We start from the raw sequence: 15538 nt of genomic DNA, 5'->3' as shown, positions 1-15538 counted from the left end.
AGGCATTAAAGCAGTGCGCCTTTCACCTTCACCGAACTACCCTGGCGGCTCGCATGCACGTCGATACGAACAGGCATTTGCTCTTTGAGTTCACTAACGTGGGAAATCACTCCAATCATGCGTCCGCCCATTTGTAGCTCACTGAGCATGGCAATGGCTTGGTCTAACGCATCTTGATCAAGGCTGCCAAAGCCCTCATCGATGAATAGCGTATCGAGTGTAATCCCGCCAGCATAAGCCTGCACGACATCTGAAAGTCCTAGCGCCAGAGAGAGTGCCGCCATAAACGATTCACCGCCAGAAAGGGTTGCCACCGAGCGGTTTTTACCGGTGTAGGTGTCGGCCACATCAAGCTCTAATCCAGAAGCTCTGTTGCCCTTAGAAGGATCTTCCCGACGCACCAACTGATAGCGCCCACGGCTCATACGCACTAGCCGCTCAGAGGCTTGAATTAATACATCATCAAGCAGCACACCCAGCACAAAGCGCTGCAGGCTAATACGGTGTCCGGTACGGCCATTGGCGACCTCGCTCAATGTTCCCCACACTCGATACTGAGCCTCCAGTTCCGCCTGGGCCTCATGCGCTTTAGTAAGCTTCTGATGAATACTGGCCAGGATATTGGAGCGCTCATCCAGCGCTCGCCATGCTTCTAGCTGAGCATGCTCTTGCGCTTGAGCCGCTTCGGTTAGGCTAGTGAGCGCGGCGAGATCCGGCGGCGTTTTTTCTGCAAGCTGGGTTTGATAATTCTGAAGTGCACCTTCCAGCTCGGCTAAGCGGCGCTGGAAGGTTTCTACTTGCTGGGTAAGCGCTTGCCGCTGAGCGTCATCCAACTGAGCTGCCTGAAACGCGGCCATATCGCTGAAGGGGCTTTGTTGCAACGCCCCCTGCCACTCGGATTGTGCCTGTTGGAGCATCTGCTCGCTTCGCTTAACGCGCTCGTCAGCGCCGCGCAGTAGCTCTTCCACCCTCGCCAATTGAGTTTGAGCCTTCGAAAACGCCTGCTGCGCACTCTCACAAGCGTTCTCAACGAGCGTAATCTGGCGCTCAAGCTCGGCAATGGTTTGATGCATTGCTTCAGCATCACGTGCATTTTCTGGTAGCGATTGACTCAAGTGATCACGCTGACTCTCAAAGCGCAACGCTTCCTCTTTGGCTTTTTCTACCGCTGGCCTTTGAGCTTTGAGCTGTTTATCCAGTGTGCCCCACTCGCGTCGCAGCCCATCGCGCGCGGTAGTTTGTTGGCTGATCTCAGCCTCAACGCTTTCTCGGCGCTGCACTTGGTGGCGCAAGACTTCGCAGGCTTTTTGCAGCTCTGCCGGCGGTTGGCTAGCCCACTCGCCCAGCTGTTGGGTAAGCCGCTGGGCCTGCTCTTCGTTGTAGTGAATCTGCTGCGCGAGCTGATGGTGATGACGTTCGGCGCTCTGGCGTGCGTGGCGAGCCTGCTCTTGGGTCGATCTGGCTTCTTCAACCTGCGCCTGGCTGACCACATCGGCACTATTAACCGCTGGGGCTGGATGCTCCAGGCTGCCACACACCGGGCAAGGCGCATCCTGTGCAAGAGTAAGCGCTAACAGTGCGGCCTGCCCCTGGTGCCAACGCATTTCCTGCTCAGTGGCGTGGCGTTCCGCGCGTTCTACTTCGCGTTGCTGGCGGTTGAGTGCCTCCGTTGCTTGCTGCTGTTGAGTGGTTAACTCACGCCCTTGCCGGGCGAGATCATCCAGCTCCTGGCGCTGGGTCAGCAGGCTGTTGTGATGGCTTAGCTCAGCAGGAGCGCTGGCGAGCTGCTGAAGCGCTGCCTGCAAACGCTCAAGAGTAACGCCTATCGCTTCACCTTGTTGGCGTATGCTGTCCAATTGAGCTTCATCGCGCTTGAGCGCATCATCAGCTTGCTGCCAAGCGGACCGCGCCGTTTGAAAACGCCCTTGCAACTCGCTCAACTGCTGGCTTTTGTGAATAAACTCGCCCAATTGGCGATGGCGTTCGCGCATTTCAGGGAGCGCTGCTTGGCGCTGACGAGCCGTCGTGAGGGCCTGCTGCGCTTGCTCAGCCTCGGTGCGCTGGGCCGTTAACGCGGTTTGCGCCTGACGCCGCTCAGCTTGTGCGGTAGTCAGCGCCTGCTGCGCTTGGGTCAAGGCGGTACTGTAAGGCTGCAGCGTCACTGCTTGGTCACATTGAGCTAAACGCGCCTTAATGCTCTCGATGTGAGCATGCTGCTCAAAATGACGGGCTTTATCCGCCGCGAGCGTATCTCGCGCCTCAAATTGACGCTGAAGCGCCAGGGCCTCATCACGCTGCATTTCGGCCTTGCGACGCTGCTGCTGAGCGATGTCAAACTGTTGCCGTGCATGGCTAACCTGAGGTACCAGCGCCTCTAACTCCTGCACTAATGCGGCTTCACTCTCCAGCTCACCACCAGCGAGAATGCCGCTGATATGCTGGCGATGATCGTTCACCGCCCGTTCAATTTGATTCGCTTGAGTACGTAGTTGCTCTTCAATACGTTGAAAGATTTGTGTTTGAAACAGCTGGGAGAAAATCACTTCACGCTCTTTAGAGCCTGCCAGCAATAGCTCACGAAACTTGCCCTGGGGCAGCACCATGACTTGGCGAAACTGGTTGGCATCCAGTCCTATCAGGGTTTGCAGTTCCGCGGTGGCGTCGTTAACCTTGCGCGCGACCAGGCAGGTTTCAACATCACCACCTGCTTTTAAGCGCCAAAGCTGGGCTTCAGCATTATGGGTGGTGGTGCCTTCACCGCGGGCTTTGGGGCGTTCTTGCTGTGGCACGCGGCGAACCCGGTAGTCGGTGCCGCGCAGGCGAAAATCCAGCGTCACTTCCGTTAACAGTGAAGCGTCGGCCTGATCGCAGCGCATCTGGCTAGGGTCGCGCTCATTACCCGTTGTTTGGCCGTACAGAGCAAAGCAGAGCGCATCAAGAATCGAGCTTTTACCCGCCCCGGTGGGGCCGTTAATTAGAAACAGCGGGCTTCTACCCAACGCGGTGAAATCAATCGTTTCACTGCCAGCAAAAGGCCCAAACGCCTGCAGGGTGAGCGTTAACGGCGTCATCCTTGAACCTCATCACGCTGTAGCTGGTTTATTAATGCCGCCATGGCGCTCGCCTGCTCTTCGCTCATGGCTTCTCCGCTGGTTTGATTGAAGAAGTCGCTAAACATATCCAGGGCATCAAAGCGCAGCCGTTCACGGTCAAGCTGCTGAGTACCACGAGCATCTAGCATGCCGGGTTTCTCCAGATGCAGCACGTTGGGGTATACCTCGCGCAGTTTGCCCATGGGATCGAGAATGGCGTGGCGATCGGTGAGCCGCACCAGCAGATAATCATCGGCGCTGGGGTCTGTTTCTCCCTGGGCAATCAGGGCAGCTATCTCACCCTCCAACACACGGACTTCACGGTTTGGGATCAGTGGGATCTGCTCTATGTGCTTAACACCGCTCGCGTCGATATCAACCAGCGTGATGCCTTTGCGCTGAGTGGCTTCCGAGAAGCTGTATTTAAGCAGCGAGCCACTGTAGCGAATATACTCACCTCCACGATACTGGGGGCCATGCAAGTGACCAAGCGCCACGTAATCAAAGCGTTGCATGGGCTGCCACGCCACGCTTTCGGCACCGCCCAGCGTTAGCGGGCGCTCTGAGTCGGAGGCGCTGCCGCCATCCACAAAGCAGTGGCTCATCAGGATGCAAGGGCGTGTTGGGTGGCGCTGCTCAATGATGCGCTCAACCAAATAGCGATGGGCACCGTCAAAGTCGCGCACCTCAACGTTAAACTGGCTGCGTACATGCTCAGGGTCGGCGTAGGGGATGCCGAATATATCTACTTCAACACCGTTAATAGAGAGTGTGACCGGGGTCGCAAATTCAGCTAAATCCGAAAGAATATGCAGCCCGGCCTGGCGCAAATGGCGCGCGCCGAAGCGCAGCCGCTCAGCGCCGTCATGATTACCGGAGATCATAATCACCGGCAGCTTGCGCTCCTCGCAAAGTGCGTGGAGCACTTCATCCAGCAGCGTTACCGCCGCCGAAGGTGGCACCGAGCGGTCATAGATATCGCCCGCAATGAGTACGGCATCCACTTTTTCCCGATCGATGATCTCAATAAGCTGGTTAAGCACATGACGCTGATCATCAAGCAGTGAAAGGTTATGAAATAGCCGACCCAGGTGCCAATCCGCGGTGTGAAGTAGACGCATAACAAACTCAACAACAAATGATGTAGCGGCATCATAACAACCCAATACTTTATCTACTCATAAAACTCTCTTTATCCACAAAAAAGCCCCGCCCAAGGGCGAGGCTCTAACGACTAGATGGCTTTATCCCGCATTATATTAACGGCGGAAAGCATCCGGGTAATTGGTTAAATCCACGTTCCACATCAGTGGTAATAGGAAATAAACCGCTGCGGTAATCAGCAGCATAGCAATGATGTTGATCCAGAAACCGGTGCGCACCATTTCAATGATTTTAAGCTTCCCGGTTGCGAAAATAATCGCGTTTGGCGGCGTTCCTACCGGCAGCATAAAGGCGCAGTTGGCGGCCATAGCTGCAGGCACCATCAGTGCAAAGGGGTGGATATTTAATGCTAGGGCTAACGAGGCCAGTACCGGCAGGATCATGGTCGCAGTCGCGGTGTTAGACGTGATCTCAGTCAGGAACAGCACCATGCCGGTTGCCAGCAGAATCACTAATAGGAAGTTCATGCCTTCCAGCACGCCCATTTGCCCACCAATCCACTCCGCCAGGCCGGAAGAACCGAAGCCTGCAGCAATCGCCAAACCACCCCCGAACAGCAAGAGAATTCCCCACGGAACGTCTTTGGCGACATCCCAGCCCAGTAGGCAACCACCTTTGTTTTTAGAGGGAATCAAAAACAGTAGCAGTGCGGCGACAATCGCAATCATGGTGTCATTGATGCCAGGAATATTGATGATCTGGCCCTGCCACAAGAATGATCGGGTGATCCACATAAAGGCCGCAAACAGGAAAACGGCTAGCACCGCCTTCTCTTCAAAACTGGTTTTTCCTAACGCATCCTTCTCTTTATTAATCATTTCCCGGCCGCCGGGTAAATTATTAAATTTAATAGAAAAGAATACCCGTGTTAGCAGTAGCCAGGTGATAACTAACAGTACCACCACGACAGGAAAAGCAAACATTAACCAACCGGCAAAGGAGATCTCAAACCCAAACAGCTCATTCACGATTGCCGCGAGAATAATGTTGGGGGGGGTGCCAATCAGCGTGCCCAAGCCACCAATAGTACCGCCATAACCAACGCCAAAAATCAGCGCTTTACTGAACTTATCGATTTCAGAGCTGTGGTCGCCTTCGGTTTTATTAAGCTCTTGGGTCACTTGATAGACAATCGCCGTAGCAATGGGCAGCATCATCATCACCGCCGCCGTATTGGACACCCACATCGACAGAAAGCCGGTAGCAGCCATAAAGCCGAACACGATGCTGTTAATACTGGTACCCAGCACGGCGATAATCGATAGCGCGATGCGCTTGTGCAAATCCCATTTTTCCATGGCTAAAGCGATCATAAAGCCGCCCAGGAACAGGAAAATAATCGGGTTGCCATAAGCCGCGGTTACCGTATTACCATCCAATGCCCCGGTGATCGGCAGCAGCACAATCGGCAGCAATGAGGTCGCGGGAATAGGAATAGCTTCGGTAATCCACCACACGGCTACCCATAAGGTGGTTGCCAACACCATACGCCCTTCAAAACTTAAATCTTCAGGGTGAAAAAACAGCACAACAAAAGCAAACAGCAATGGCCCGAGCAGTAAACCTACCTTCTGCGGAGTGGTGTAGGCAGGCGGCTTAGGCTGATAGCCAGGCTCACGCTTCGCACTGGATGCCGCTGCTTGCGCAGCGCCGCCAGTGGGAAGCGCACACATCAATAATTTTTTGGCTTGGTAGTGGGAATGCCACAACTGATCCCATGCCGTCATCAGGGCGGTTTTATGCATACAGTTAACGTCTCTTATGCTCATATGGTCGGTAATATTGAGGTTCAGCAACTTGGCAGTTGAGCTAATCTGCATGTAGAGCTGGCCTCGATTGGCGCCCTTTATTAACTGCAATAGGCAATTAGTCCAGCGATTTGCTCAAAATTACCACCAAAGTCTAACAACTTTAGTTTTAATTATTAGCATTTTCTAACAGTGATGTGAAAATCTTAACTGACGTAAGTTGGCGCTATTATTAGCTAAATATTCTATAAGTAGATGAAGGAGAACTGAGTGCTTGACCGCTGGACAATGCCACTAACGCACCCTCCCTTAAAACATATAGCGCGGCAATTGCATAAACGCCACATCACCCCAGATCAAGTGACGCTGAGTGCTTTTCTTGTTGGCATGACAGCCCTACCGCTGTTGGCCTGGGAGCAGTATGGATTCGCGTTGCTGGTCATTGTGCTCAACCGGCTTGGAGATGGCTTAGATGGTGCGTTAGCCCGTTTAAGTGGCAGTACAAGTGAGGCAGGTGGGTTTCTCGATATTGGACTGGATTTTGTTTTTTACGCAGCGGTGGTAGTGGGCTTTGCCCTGGCCAATCCTGCCCAGAACGCGCTCGCCGCCGTCTTATTACTATTTGCCTTTATCGGCACCGGAACGTCGTTTCTAGCCTTTGCCATTGCTGCCAAAAAGCAGGCGATAGAGCGTCCTCACTTTCCCAATAAAGCGTTCTACTATTTAGAAGGATTAACCGAGGGTACCGAAACCGTCATTGCGCTGGTAGTTTTTTGCCTGTTCCCATCCGCCTTTCCAACCCTAGCGCTTTTTTTCGCGGTGGCCTGCCTCATCACCACGGCAACACGCCTCTGGGGAGGCTACTGGACACTGCGTCGACAGGGCAGCCAATAGAGGTATTGGTATTTTATTCACATTTGCTTCTCACTCACGGCTATATTAAGCTCATTTTCGTACAAGACACGTACAACACATAAGTAGGTGGTTTATACGTAAGCCACCATTAAGAATCGCATTCACACGGAGCCGTGACATGCATAGCGAAACACAAACCGACCTTTCCCAGGCAGGTCTTCAAATCGCCATTCAAGATATCAAGGACGAGCTGTTCGACACTCCTGAGTGTGATTACGCCATTGCCCAGCTACTTAACCGCTGGGGTAAGGCCGAACAAGCCGAACACATGCTCGATGAAATGCTGCTGAAATGGGGCTCTTCCCCCGAGGTCATTGCCTTAACACAGCAAGGCTTCGCTGAAATTCACGCGCTTCCAGAACTTCTTATAGATAACGGCTCCGTTCCGCGCAAGCCTAAGAAGAGCGCCTCAACAACGCTTAACGTTGTCGCCGCCTAATTAGTTAGTCGCTTAGAGCTAGGTTAAATGACCACCGCTTAGCCAACTCTACCCCTGCCTGCTTACGCGGCAGGGGTATTTTATTGACCAAAAGGCAGGTTAATCCAAGTGATCCAGTGTGACGATAATGTCTTGGGTGGATACGTCGACATTCCAAAAGGTGTAACTATCGTCATCCTCATCGACTAGGCGGATATCGAAGTAGGGATTGGTATACCCCGTTAAGGTAACCCGCTGCGTATCGCCATTCATCAGTACATCACTGCCTAATACATCTTCCTCCCAGCTTTTTGAGTTCCCTGGACTCACATACATATAGAAGATGGTGTACCCCGTACGGTTAGTAATATCGACATAGTAGTCAGCGGCCATTGCCAGAGAGGAAGCACACAGCGCCACAAGTGCAACCAACAACGTTCTGATACGCATTGGAAATTTCCTTTTTCATTCTTTTTTTGGGAAGCGTTTTAACCGTTAGGAGAAGTAGCGCCACCACTCTGATATAGCGCGATTAACGACTCAATAGTTAATCAAAATATAGCCCGTCACCTCGGCGGGGCATAGTACCTAGGGCTAGCTATACACAAATTATTTTAGATGTTGGGTGGGGACAGAACCTCTCTTAACCGCTGCCGTTCATGCTCTTCATAAAAACTGGGATCATCAAACAGATCCGGTTGCGCATCATCGAAGATCATTTCCAATGCTTCTGCACTACTTTGTACCATTGGCTCGAAATGGGCAGTGTGTGTCACTAAATCCGTTACATGGCGGCGGCGATAAATGGCGTAAATGCCCAGTAGACTAAACACACAGGCAATATAAATTGGCAGGCCGTGGCTTCCTATGGCGGTCATCAGTGACCCTGCTGCAATTGGCGCCACAGCACAGCCCGCGCCATGCATAACGAGCATATCCGCTGAGCCGGAAACAATTTCATCCGGGTGAAGCTGGTCAATTAGCTGGGCTACCGCGAGTGGATAGAGCGAAAACGCTAAACCGCCCCAGATAAAGTAGAGTCCCAGCAGCACTTCATGGCTAGGGGCAAACGGCATACCCGCCGCTATTAACGCCGCTAATAGCACTACCCAGGTCATCACCCTGGGCCGGTCATGTTTATCTGAAAAGCGACCAATGGGAATCTGCAGCAACGCACCGCCAATAATCGCCACACTCATCACTAGCCCAACACCGCCAATATCAAAACCCAGTTGCGTGGCGTATATCGGCGTCATCGACCAGAACGCGCCCATTGCCAGCCCTGATAACGCGGCGGAGGCAACCGCCAGCGGGGCAAATCCCAGCAGCGCTCGCAGGCTGCTTTTTGGCCGCTCAGTGATTTTCGGCTGAACCCGGCGGGTCATCGTGATGGGTAGCAGTGCCCAACTAATTAAAATGGCGATCACGACAAACAGCAAAAACCCTTCTGGTGATGAGAGCCTCAGTAACTGTTGAGCCAGTGCTAGCGCGCCCAAGTTGACCACCATGTAAACGGCGAAAATACGCCCCCGCTCATGGGCAGCGGCTTGGCTATTCAACCAACTTTCGATCACGGTAATTAAGGTTATAAACGATAGCCCATAGACCACTCTTAAAGGCAGCCACACCCACGGGTCGATAAACACAAGGTGCAAAAGCGCCACAGAAGAACAGATAGAGGCGCAAAACCCAAAAGTACGAATATGCCCCATGCGCCGTATTAACCGCCCGCTCACCCAGGTGCCACAGATAAATCCAACAAAATAGCCGGACATAATTAACCCGAGCATCGCACTGGAAAAGCCTTCCATGGTGCCGCGCAGCGTCAGCAGCGTGTTGAGCAGGCCGTTGCCAAGCAGTAGTAGCGCCACACTTCTTAGAATCGATTTAACCGGCTGGAGCATTGCCAATGAATGCATTGCACTTCCTCGTAGCAGTCTACCTAAAGTTAATGCATAAAAAGTGCCAGCGTAGCTATCAATAGAATCGTTGACAGGCTAACGTTCTTTATATAGAACAATAGTGTGCAAGTCGCCGTATTAAAAACGTTTTCAACACAGCCGGATGGCAGGTAATGGATAAGCTTTCACTGAGTACATTAGGCCAGCATTTACAGTCACTGCGTTTAGCGCGGGGCTGGTCACTCTCACAGCTGGCTAATGATGCGGGTATTGCTAAATCCAACCTTTGCCGACTGGAGCAAGGTAACGGCAACCCGACGCTAGATACTATTTGGCGACTGGCGGTGCAGCTTAACGTTCCTTTCGGCACGCTGGTCGCTCCGATTACCGTACCACTGGGTGAAGATGGCGTGCAGGTACGCTTAATTGATCAAGGCAAAGACGACCCCCAAGTGGATGCCTACTGGATGCGTTGCGCTCCCCACACGCTGCGCCGTGCCGAAGCCCACACACCGGGCACCCATGAATCACTGACGCTGATTAGCGGCAGGTTAGAGGCGGGGCCAGAAGCGGCTATTACGTTGCTCTCGCCTGGAGACACCGTGACCTTCCCCGCCGACCAGCCGCACCTTTATCGCACCCAGGCAGCAGAGGCCACCCTGATAATGACCATCACCTACGGTGAACAAGGCAAAACACCATGAACTCAGTTGCCAGCCTCTCCCCTACTCGCTCAGCACTCAAAGGCGTGCGGGAAGCCATTCCGCTGTTAGGTGGTTATATTCCGGTCTCACTCTCATTTGGTGTGGTGGCGTCTCAGGCTGGGTTTAGCATGTGGGAAGCTGCCGCAATTTCAGCACTGATTTACGCTGGAGCCTCGCAGTTTTTGTTTGTCGGAATGATAGCCGTTGGTTCGCCGCTTTGGCTGGTGGTCGCGATGACGCTGCTGATCAATGTTCGCCATGTGGTCTACGGACCTAATTTAGCCTCTTTGCTACCACGCAGCCGGCACTGGCCCTGGCTGATGCATGGCCTAACCGATCAAGTGTTTGCCCTGGCGCTAACACGGCTACCCCAGTTGCCAGCCCACGAACGGTTTGGTTGGTTTGTGGGCGCATCGCTACTTGCCTGGGGGGTGTGGATAATAGGTACGATGGTAGGTGCCACAGCGGGAGAAACGTTAACCGCACGCTGGCCGCTGTTAGGCGAGGTAATGCCCTTCGCCCTGCCCGCCCTGTTCCTTACTATGGTAGCGCCGCGCTTCACTGACAAACGCTGGGCATTAGCGTTAGGCTGCACCATTTTTTCCGCGCTATTTTTCACCCTTTACGGCTGGAGCAATGTGGCGATTCCGCTGGCCGCTGCCTGCGGCGCGATCTGTTTCTACATGGTGAAGTTCCAGGCGAGGAGGCATAACTCATGAGCACCGCACTTTGGCTAGCCGTGGTGGCGTCAGCCTTGGGCACCCTGCTAATGCGGGTAGTGCCGTTCTTATGGATGCAGCGCCGGTTAAATAGCGACACCGGCCTCAATAACATGCCCCAGTGGCTGGGCATTCTCGGCCCGCTAATGATTGCCGCAGTGCTGGGCGTATCCATCATGCCGGTTAACCCAAGCGCTATTTCCTGGATCGCAACCGCGATTGGATTATCCGTCACGCTAGTGGTTTGGTGGCGGCTACGGTCACTGGGCTGGCCAGTGGCGGCGGGAGTGGCGGTGTACGGGCTAGTACAAGTAAGCGTGGCTTTGTTGTAGGCAAGAGAAGAGCAATTGCCCAACCATAGTTTGCCGTTTAAATACGAAGCTGCTAAAGCACTCCCCATATATATAAACGCCCGGCTTTTATAGCCGGGCGTTTCAGTAAAAACGGATCACCACTTATATGTCACACTGCCAATCACGCTGCGCGATTCACCGTAGTAACACCAGTACTCACAGCTTGCGACGTATTCTTTGTCGGTAAGGTTATTAACGTTAACCTGAGCTTCCCAGCCATCGGCAAACTCATAGCCCACCATGGCATCAACCAGCGTGTAGCTATCGACGTCAACACTGCTGTTGTCAGCGTCAACACTGCTACCCACATAACGCACCCCACCGCCTAATTTAAGGCCATTAAGCGCACCGCCGGTCACCGCGTAATCTAACCAGGTAGAGGCCTGATGGCGCGGGATCAGGCTCGCGCGCCGATCATCTTCTAAGCGCGAATCGTTATAGGTGTAGGCAGCGGTCACTCTCAGATCATTCGTCACATAACCTACGCCTTCCAATTCAAAGCCTTGTGAAGTGCGCTCGCCCTCTTGGACCTGAAAGCCCGCCGGTGAATTCACCAGGGTGTTGCTCTCTTGCAGGTCGAAGACCGCCGCTGTCACATAACCATCCCAGTTAAACGGCGCGACCTTCACACCCACTTCCCACTGGCGACCTTCGCGAGGCTCATACAGTTCACCGCTGCTATCAACGCGGCCCACGGGGTCAAACGACTCGGTGTAGCTAATGTAAGGGTTAATACCGTTCTCACCCAGATACATTGCACCACCGGACCAAGAGACTTGATCATCATCTGAGCGCTGGGTAGTACCTGCGGTTAGATCACGGTTCTCGGTTTCCGCTTGGTCATAACGAACCCCACCTAATAACACCCAACGGTCGTCTAAGCGCAGCTGGTTCTGGGCATAAAGACCTGTCTGCTCTTTATCTATTTCACGTGTTAGCAGGTCATCAGCTGAAATCGGCGTAAAGTTACCGTAGGTAGGGTTAAAAATATCGATAGGATCGCCAAACGCGTAGTCATCCGCCTCACGCCCGCTCAAACCAAGGTTTTGATAATCAACGCCTAGCAGCAATGTATTCTCTGTGCGGTCGGTATACCACGTTCCCACTACGCGGTTATCCACTGTCCAGCTATCGATACTACCATCGCGGTAAACATGCCCCCGCGAGGCACGACGGTCATCCACCATAGAGAGCGCATAGGTACTGCGTAAGTCTAGATCGAGTTCGCTATAACGTAGATCTTGCTCAAACGCCCACGTATCGTTGATGGCATGCTGAAGTTCGTAACCGATTCCCCACTGGGTGCGTGAATCCTGGTCATAGCCCGGCTCACTCAAGTTTGTTTGGGGGTCCACGCGACCAAAAGGAGTATTCTCAATCGTGCCGTAGGGCAACTTAAAACCGTTAACAGGCACGCCATCATCTTTTTGGATACTGGCTAAAAAAGTAACGGTCGTGTCTTCGCTAAAATCTACCGCCAGACTGGGCGCAAAGTAGTAGCGCTCGTTATCCGTCGCGTTTAAATCACCATCGCGCTCTTTATACATTCCCACCAAACGGTAGCGCACATCGTCTGATTCACCCAGCGGCCCGCTGGTGTCAATTCCCACTTGGCGATGGTTACGATTGCCAAGCTGCAAATTCACCTCACCCTGGGGCGTCTCTGTAGGACGTTTACTAACCGCGTTGATTAACCCACCAGGAGGCGCCTCGCCGTAAAGAATCGATGAAGGCCCTTTAAAGACATCAACACGCTCCAACCCATACGGCTCAGGCAACCATTGATAAAAGCCTTCGCGGTAGATGCGCAAACCATCTTGGTAAGTCGCCTGATCAAACCCCCGCACCTTAAACCAATCCGTGTTGTTATCACTGCCGTAATGGCCCGCTAACACGCCTGCACGATAGCGGAACGTTTCATCCAACTGCTGAACGTTGCGGGTCTCCAACTCTTCCCGGTCAACGCTTGAAACGGGGCGCGGTGTTTCCACCAGCGGTGTGTCTACTTTCAGTGCCGTGGCGGTAACCACAACGGTTTCATTGGAAGTAGGCGCTTCTTGAGCGAGAACGGCTAATGGCACAACGCTAAGCATTCCACCTAGCGACACCACCAATGAGCGGCGAACCGCTACAACCAACGGCGCGACGGTAAACGGCATGGACGTACGGAACATGAGGAGGTCTCAACGGGTAAGAGGAGAAGTATCGTTATAGTAATACAAATGATACGGATTTTTATTTACACTCACAACAAGCACGTTGAGGCAATAACAGCATTGCTACGCCCGCCAGCAGTTCGGTTATGGTGCGCTGCCAATACACTAGGCGCGGCGCACCTCATCTGGCACGTTTCTAACCATATTTGATGGCGTAGATTTGGTGGCGTAGTTAATGGCGCAGTTTCATGTCCTGACGCTGATTGATTGCACATTAGGAACAGCGCAATCAAACATCATTATGAAATAGAGACGGCCACTACTATTGCATATAGATATCAGCTAATTTCCCACGGGTTGATTGTCTCGACATTCAACGTCGAAAAATCCTTAATATTGCGTGTCGCTAATACCGCTTCATGCCGGATACAGATAGCCGCTATTTGAGCATCGGCCATGTGGACCAGCCTTCCTTCACTCTCACTGGCAGCGACCTGTTCTGCATAATGAACCGCAGCCTCGCTATCGAACGGCAGTATACGGCCAGAGAAATCTTCCTCGAACATTGCCGACGCCATAGCTGCGAAACCACGTTTGCGGCTCCCGTCGGGCAGACGCTCAATTCCATAGAGAATTTCAGCGACTGTAATGGCAGATATTGTTACGGACATAGCATCCTGACTATCCAGCCAGCCTACAACTTGAGCATCTGGCACAGGGCGCATCAGCTCAGATAGCACGTTAGTATCAAGGACAATCATGCACCGAATCCTGGATCACGAGGGCTATCAAACCTAGGTGGAATTTCCAATTCAATGCCTTCCGCCTCAGCGAATCGCTGCTGTATACGACTTCCCAGCCCCCCTTTTTGAGATTGGCTCAGAGCTTTTTTCAGGATGATGCGAACCTCCTCTTCCATTGAATGACCATTCTTTGCGGCCTCAATACGAAGCTGAGCCTTCAATTGTTCGTTCAAATTGCGGATCGTTATTGATGCCATCTTAGCCTCCAAGCGCGCGCATGCATTGATAGCAATGATATCATAATGACAGTCTAGGACATAAAGACGCTTATCGTTAGGCACGATGCCTTTTTTAGGTTCGTTCATCGACAGATAGATATACGCGCCAAGTTTTAAGCTATTGGGATTGGCAGCTGAAGAAAAGAGTTATGCGATTTTTAACATTATGCAGAGTCGATAATTGATAACCCAAAATGTACTATGTACACTAAAATACGCACTGGCTAAAGGAAGTGCCCTAACGTGAGTCATGCGATTGAATTTATCGAAACCCCGACGTTCACCCGCCAGATTCAGATCATTGCAACAGACGACGAATTAAAGGAGTTGCAGCGCACCCTGATTGCTCAACCCGATAAAGGTGACCAGATTCAGGGCACGGGAGGACTGCGCAAAATACGCATGGCGTTGGGCAACCAGGGCAAAAGCGGCGGTGCCAGGGTTATTTACTTTTTGGCAACGGCAGAGAGAATCTATCTGATACTGGCCTACCCCAAGAGCGTGAAAGACAGTTTAACGCCCGCTGAAAAGGCCGCACTGAAAACAATGACCCACCAATTAAAGGGGGAGGTTTCCAAATGAGCATTTTTGACGAACTGCAATCTTCACTGCAGGAAGCCGTTGAGATCAAACAAGGTAAAGCGCAGGCCAGCCGCATCACACGCCATGAAGTGGCCGATGTGAGGGCTATACGGGCCAATCTTCACGTCTCTCAGGCGGAGTTTGCTAAAGCTATGGGGACCAGTGTTGACACCATCAAAAGCTGGGAAACCAAGCGCCGTAACCCTACAGGGCTAGCCGCTAAGGTATTGGCAACGATTCAGGACAACCCTGCTTTTTTCAACGAACTTGCTTCGCATTAGCGCTTTTTTTGCAGTACGAATGCAGTGTCAATATCTAGTTAATATTCATGAAGAATATCGTTCGATACTCAAGCGGTGTTTGCCGTAGGCAATCTGCCGATTAAATCGGCCTTTTACTTTGACCACTACCCGCGCCGGAATTTGTGTGCGGCCCGCCTGATAAGCTTTTTCTGCACTGGCTGGCTCCCACTGTACCCCTAGGCGGTTCAACGCCTCTTTGGCAGCCTGATCAAAGCCACCGGGCGCAGCAATCATTGGTTTACCAGTGATACGGTTCATACGCGCTTTAGCGTATAGCCCCTTTCCAATTCGTAATAATCGTCCCTGCCCTTCTAATTGCCGAAGCACACGGCCAACTTGGTCATAACCACCCAGTGCAGCGAAATCATTGCGTATTCCGGCGAACGTGACCGGTCATTCCGGTGATCGTGATCGATTTGCACACGGCCTTCACGCTGGAGAGAGTTTTGTACGCTGAGCGGTC

16 protein-coding genes are annotated in these 15538 nt (G+C 52.6%); 7 read left to right on the top strand and 9 right to left on the bottom strand.

Annotated elements, in window-relative coordinates; translation table 11 throughout:
• Positions 1–5: 5 nt before the first annotated feature.
• The 3 genes from ACQKE4_RS13690 to ACQKE4_RS13680 form a co-directional block, all read right to left on the bottom strand.
• A complete protein-coding gene (locus ACQKE4_RS13690; protein ID WP_427388939.1) occupies positions 6–3071 on the bottom strand; it encodes an AAA family ATPase in 3066 nt (1021 codons plus the stop codon).
• Positions 3068–4213, bottom strand: coding sequence for an exonuclease SbcCD subunit D (locus ACQKE4_RS13685; RefSeq protein WP_427388938.1), 1146 nt, complete (start codon positions 4211–4213; stop codon positions 3068–3070). The genes ACQKE4_RS13690 and ACQKE4_RS13685 overlap by 4 nt, the downstream gene beginning before the upstream one ends.
• 138 nt (positions 4214–4351) lie before the next feature.
• A complete protein-coding gene (locus tag ACQKE4_RS13680) occupies positions 4352–5983 on the bottom strand; it encodes a DASS family sodium-coupled anion symporter (RefSeq protein WP_427389007.1) in 1632 nt (543 codons plus the stop codon).
• Positions 5984–6274: 291 nt separating this feature from the next.
• Here ACQKE4_RS13680 and ACQKE4_RS13675 point away from each other — a divergent pair, with 291 nt between their 5' ends.
• Together ACQKE4_RS13675 and ACQKE4_RS13670 are read left to right on the top strand one after the other, a co-directional pair.
• Positions 6275–6898 (top strand): CDP-alcohol phosphatidyltransferase family protein, encoded by a 624-nt coding sequence (locus ACQKE4_RS13675; RefSeq protein ID WP_427388937.1) that lies wholly within the window; start codon positions 6275–6277, stop codon positions 6896–6898.
• A 139-nt stretch (positions 6899–7037) separates the two neighbouring features.
• On the top strand, positions 7038–7358 hold the full coding sequence (locus ACQKE4_RS13670) for a hypothetical protein (RefSeq protein WP_427388936.1): 321 nt from the start codon (positions 7038–7040) through the stop codon (positions 7356–7358).
• A 99-nt stretch (positions 7359–7457) separates the two neighbouring features.
• Here ACQKE4_RS13670 and ACQKE4_RS13665 read toward each other — a convergent pair whose 3' ends face one another.
• Both ACQKE4_RS13665 and ACQKE4_RS13660 read right to left on the bottom strand, forming a co-directional pair.
• Positions 7458–7787, bottom strand: coding sequence for a hypothetical protein (locus tag ACQKE4_RS13665; protein WP_427388934.1), 330 nt, complete (start codon positions 7785–7787; stop codon positions 7458–7460).
• 164 nt (positions 7788–7951) lie between these two features.
• Positions 7952–9256, bottom strand: coding sequence for an MFS transporter (locus tag ACQKE4_RS13660; RefSeq protein WP_427388933.1), 1305 nt, complete (start codon positions 9254–9256; stop codon positions 7952–7954).
• Positions 9257–9411: 155 nt separating this feature from the next.
• Here ACQKE4_RS13660 and ACQKE4_RS13655 point away from each other — a divergent pair, with 155 nt between their 5' ends.
• The 3 genes from ACQKE4_RS13655 to ACQKE4_RS13645 are packed head-to-tail and all read left to right on the top strand — an operon-like array spanning position 9412 to position 10993.
• Complete coding sequence (locus ACQKE4_RS13655; RefSeq protein ID WP_427388932.1) at positions 9412–9942, top strand: helix-turn-helix domain-containing protein; 531 nt, start codon at positions 9412–9414, stop codon at positions 9940–9942.
• Positions 9939–10661 carry an AzlC family ABC transporter permease gene (locus tag ACQKE4_RS13650; RefSeq protein WP_427388930.1) on the top strand — a complete coding sequence of 241 codons (723 nt, stop codon included), beginning with the start codon at positions 9939–9941 and terminating at the stop codon, positions 10659–10661. The genes ACQKE4_RS13655 and ACQKE4_RS13650 overlap by 4 nt, the downstream gene beginning before the upstream one ends.
• Positions 10658–10993, top strand: coding sequence for an AzlD domain-containing protein (locus ACQKE4_RS13645; RefSeq protein ID WP_427388929.1), 336 nt, complete (start codon positions 10658–10660; stop codon positions 10991–10993). The genes ACQKE4_RS13650 and ACQKE4_RS13645 overlap by 4 nt, the downstream gene beginning before the upstream one ends.
• 116 nt (positions 10994–11109) lie before the next feature.
• On the opposite strand, the gene ACQKE4_RS13640 is transcribed toward ACQKE4_RS13645, so the two are convergent.
• The 3 genes from ACQKE4_RS13640 to ACQKE4_RS13630 all read right to left on the bottom strand — a co-directional run bounded on the left by ACQKE4_RS13640 (position 11110) and on the right by ACQKE4_RS13630 (position 14170).
• Positions 11110–13107: a TonB-dependent siderophore receptor gene (locus ACQKE4_RS13640; RefSeq protein WP_427389006.1), complete on the bottom strand. Its 1998-nt coding sequence runs from the start codon at positions 13105–13107 to the stop codon at positions 11110–11112.
• Positions 13108–13508: 401 nt separating this feature from the next.
• Positions 13509–13931, bottom strand: coding sequence for a type II toxin-antitoxin system VapC family toxin (locus ACQKE4_RS13635; RefSeq protein ID WP_427388928.1), 423 nt, complete (start codon positions 13929–13931; stop codon positions 13509–13511).
• The gene (locus tag ACQKE4_RS13630; protein ID WP_427388927.1) at positions 13928–14170 is read right to left on the bottom strand and encodes a FitA-like ribbon-helix-helix domain-containing protein; all 243 of its coding nucleotides are present in this window, start codon (positions 14168–14170) and stop codon (positions 13928–13930) included. The genes ACQKE4_RS13635 and ACQKE4_RS13630 overlap by 4 nt, the downstream gene beginning before the upstream one ends.
• Positions 14171–14434: 264 nt before the next feature.
• On the opposite strand from ACQKE4_RS13630, the gene ACQKE4_RS13625 reads away from it, so the two are divergent.
• Together ACQKE4_RS13625 and nadS are read left to right on the top strand one after the other, a co-directional pair.
• Positions 14435–14773: a type II toxin-antitoxin system RelE/ParE family toxin gene (locus ACQKE4_RS13625; RefSeq protein ID WP_427388925.1), complete on the top strand. Its 339-nt coding sequence runs from the start codon at positions 14435–14437 to the stop codon at positions 14771–14773.
• Entirely contained in the window at positions 14770–15054 is a 285-nt protein-coding gene (gene nadS, locus ACQKE4_RS13620; RefSeq protein ID WP_427388923.1) for a NadS family protein, read from the top strand. The genes ACQKE4_RS13625 and nadS overlap by 4 nt, the downstream gene beginning before the upstream one ends.
• A 45-nt stretch (positions 15055–15099) precedes the next feature.
• Here the strand turns inward: nadS and ACQKE4_RS13615 are convergent, their stop codons facing one another.
• Positions 15100–15333 (bottom strand): hypothetical protein, encoded by a 234-nt coding sequence (locus tag ACQKE4_RS13615; protein ID WP_427388922.1) that lies wholly within the window; start codon positions 15331–15333, stop codon positions 15100–15102.
• Positions 15334–15538: the final 205 nt, after the last annotated feature.

The sequence above is a fragment of the Halomonas sp. NPDC076908 genome, assembly GCF_050269715.1.
Lineage (GTDB): Bacteria > Pseudomonadota > Gammaproteobacteria > Pseudomonadales > Halomonadaceae > Vreelandella.
This window is presented reverse-complemented; position numbering and strand designations above follow the sequence as displayed.

Excerpts from the sequence above, each read along its gene's own strand:
- ACQKE4_RS13645 (WP_427388929.1), top strand. The coding sequence starts at position 10,658 with ATGAGCACCGCACTTTGGCTAGCCGTGGTGGCGTCAGCCTTGGGCACC.
- ACQKE4_RS13665 (WP_427388934.1), bottom strand. The coding sequence starts at position 7,787 with ATGCGTATCAGAACGTTGTTGGTTGCACTTGTGGCGCTGTGTGCTTCC.
- ACQKE4_RS13685 (WP_427388938.1), bottom strand. The coding sequence starts at position 4,213 with ATGCGTCTACTTCACACCGCGGATTGGCACCTGGGTCGGCTATTTCAT.
- ACQKE4_RS13615 (WP_427388922.1), bottom strand. The coding sequence starts at position 15,333 with ATGAACCGTATCACTGGTAAACCAATGATTGCTGCGCCCGGTGGCTTT.
- ACQKE4_RS13650 (WP_427388930.1), top strand. The coding sequence starts at position 9,939 with ATGAACTCAGTTGCCAGCCTCTCCCCTACTCGCTCAGCACTCAAAGGC.
- ACQKE4_RS13640 (WP_427389006.1), bottom strand. The coding sequence starts at position 13,107 with ATGCTTAGCGTTGTGCCATTAGCCGTTCTCGCTCAAGAAGCGCCTACT.
- ACQKE4_RS13655 (WP_427388932.1), top strand. The coding sequence starts at position 9,412 with ATGGATAAGCTTTCACTGAGTACATTAGGCCAGCATTTACAGTCACTG.
- ACQKE4_RS13690 (WP_427388939.1), bottom strand. The coding sequence starts at position 3,071 with ATGACGCCGTTAACGCTCACCCTGCAGGCGTTTGGGCCTTTTGCTGGC.
- ACQKE4_RS13680 (WP_427389007.1), bottom strand. The coding sequence starts at position 5,983 with ATGACGGCATGGGATCAGTTGTGGCATTCCCACTACCAAGCCAAAAAA.
- nadS (WP_427388923.1), top strand. The coding sequence starts at position 14,770 with ATGAGCATTTTTGACGAACTGCAATCTTCACTGCAGGAAGCCGTTGAG.
- ACQKE4_RS13670 (WP_427388936.1), top strand. The coding sequence starts at position 7,038 with ATGCATAGCGAAACACAAACCGACCTTTCCCAGGCAGGTCTTCAAATC.
- ACQKE4_RS13630 (WP_427388927.1), bottom strand. The coding sequence starts at position 14,170 with ATGGCATCAATAACGATCCGCAATTTGAACGAACAATTGAAGGCTCAG.
- ACQKE4_RS13660 (WP_427388933.1), bottom strand. The coding sequence starts at position 9,256 with ATGCATTCATTGGCAATGCTCCAGCCGGTTAAATCGATTCTAAGAAGT.
- ACQKE4_RS13635 (WP_427388928.1), bottom strand. The coding sequence starts at position 13,931 with ATGATTGTCCTTGATACTAACGTGCTATCTGAGCTGATGCGCCCTGTG.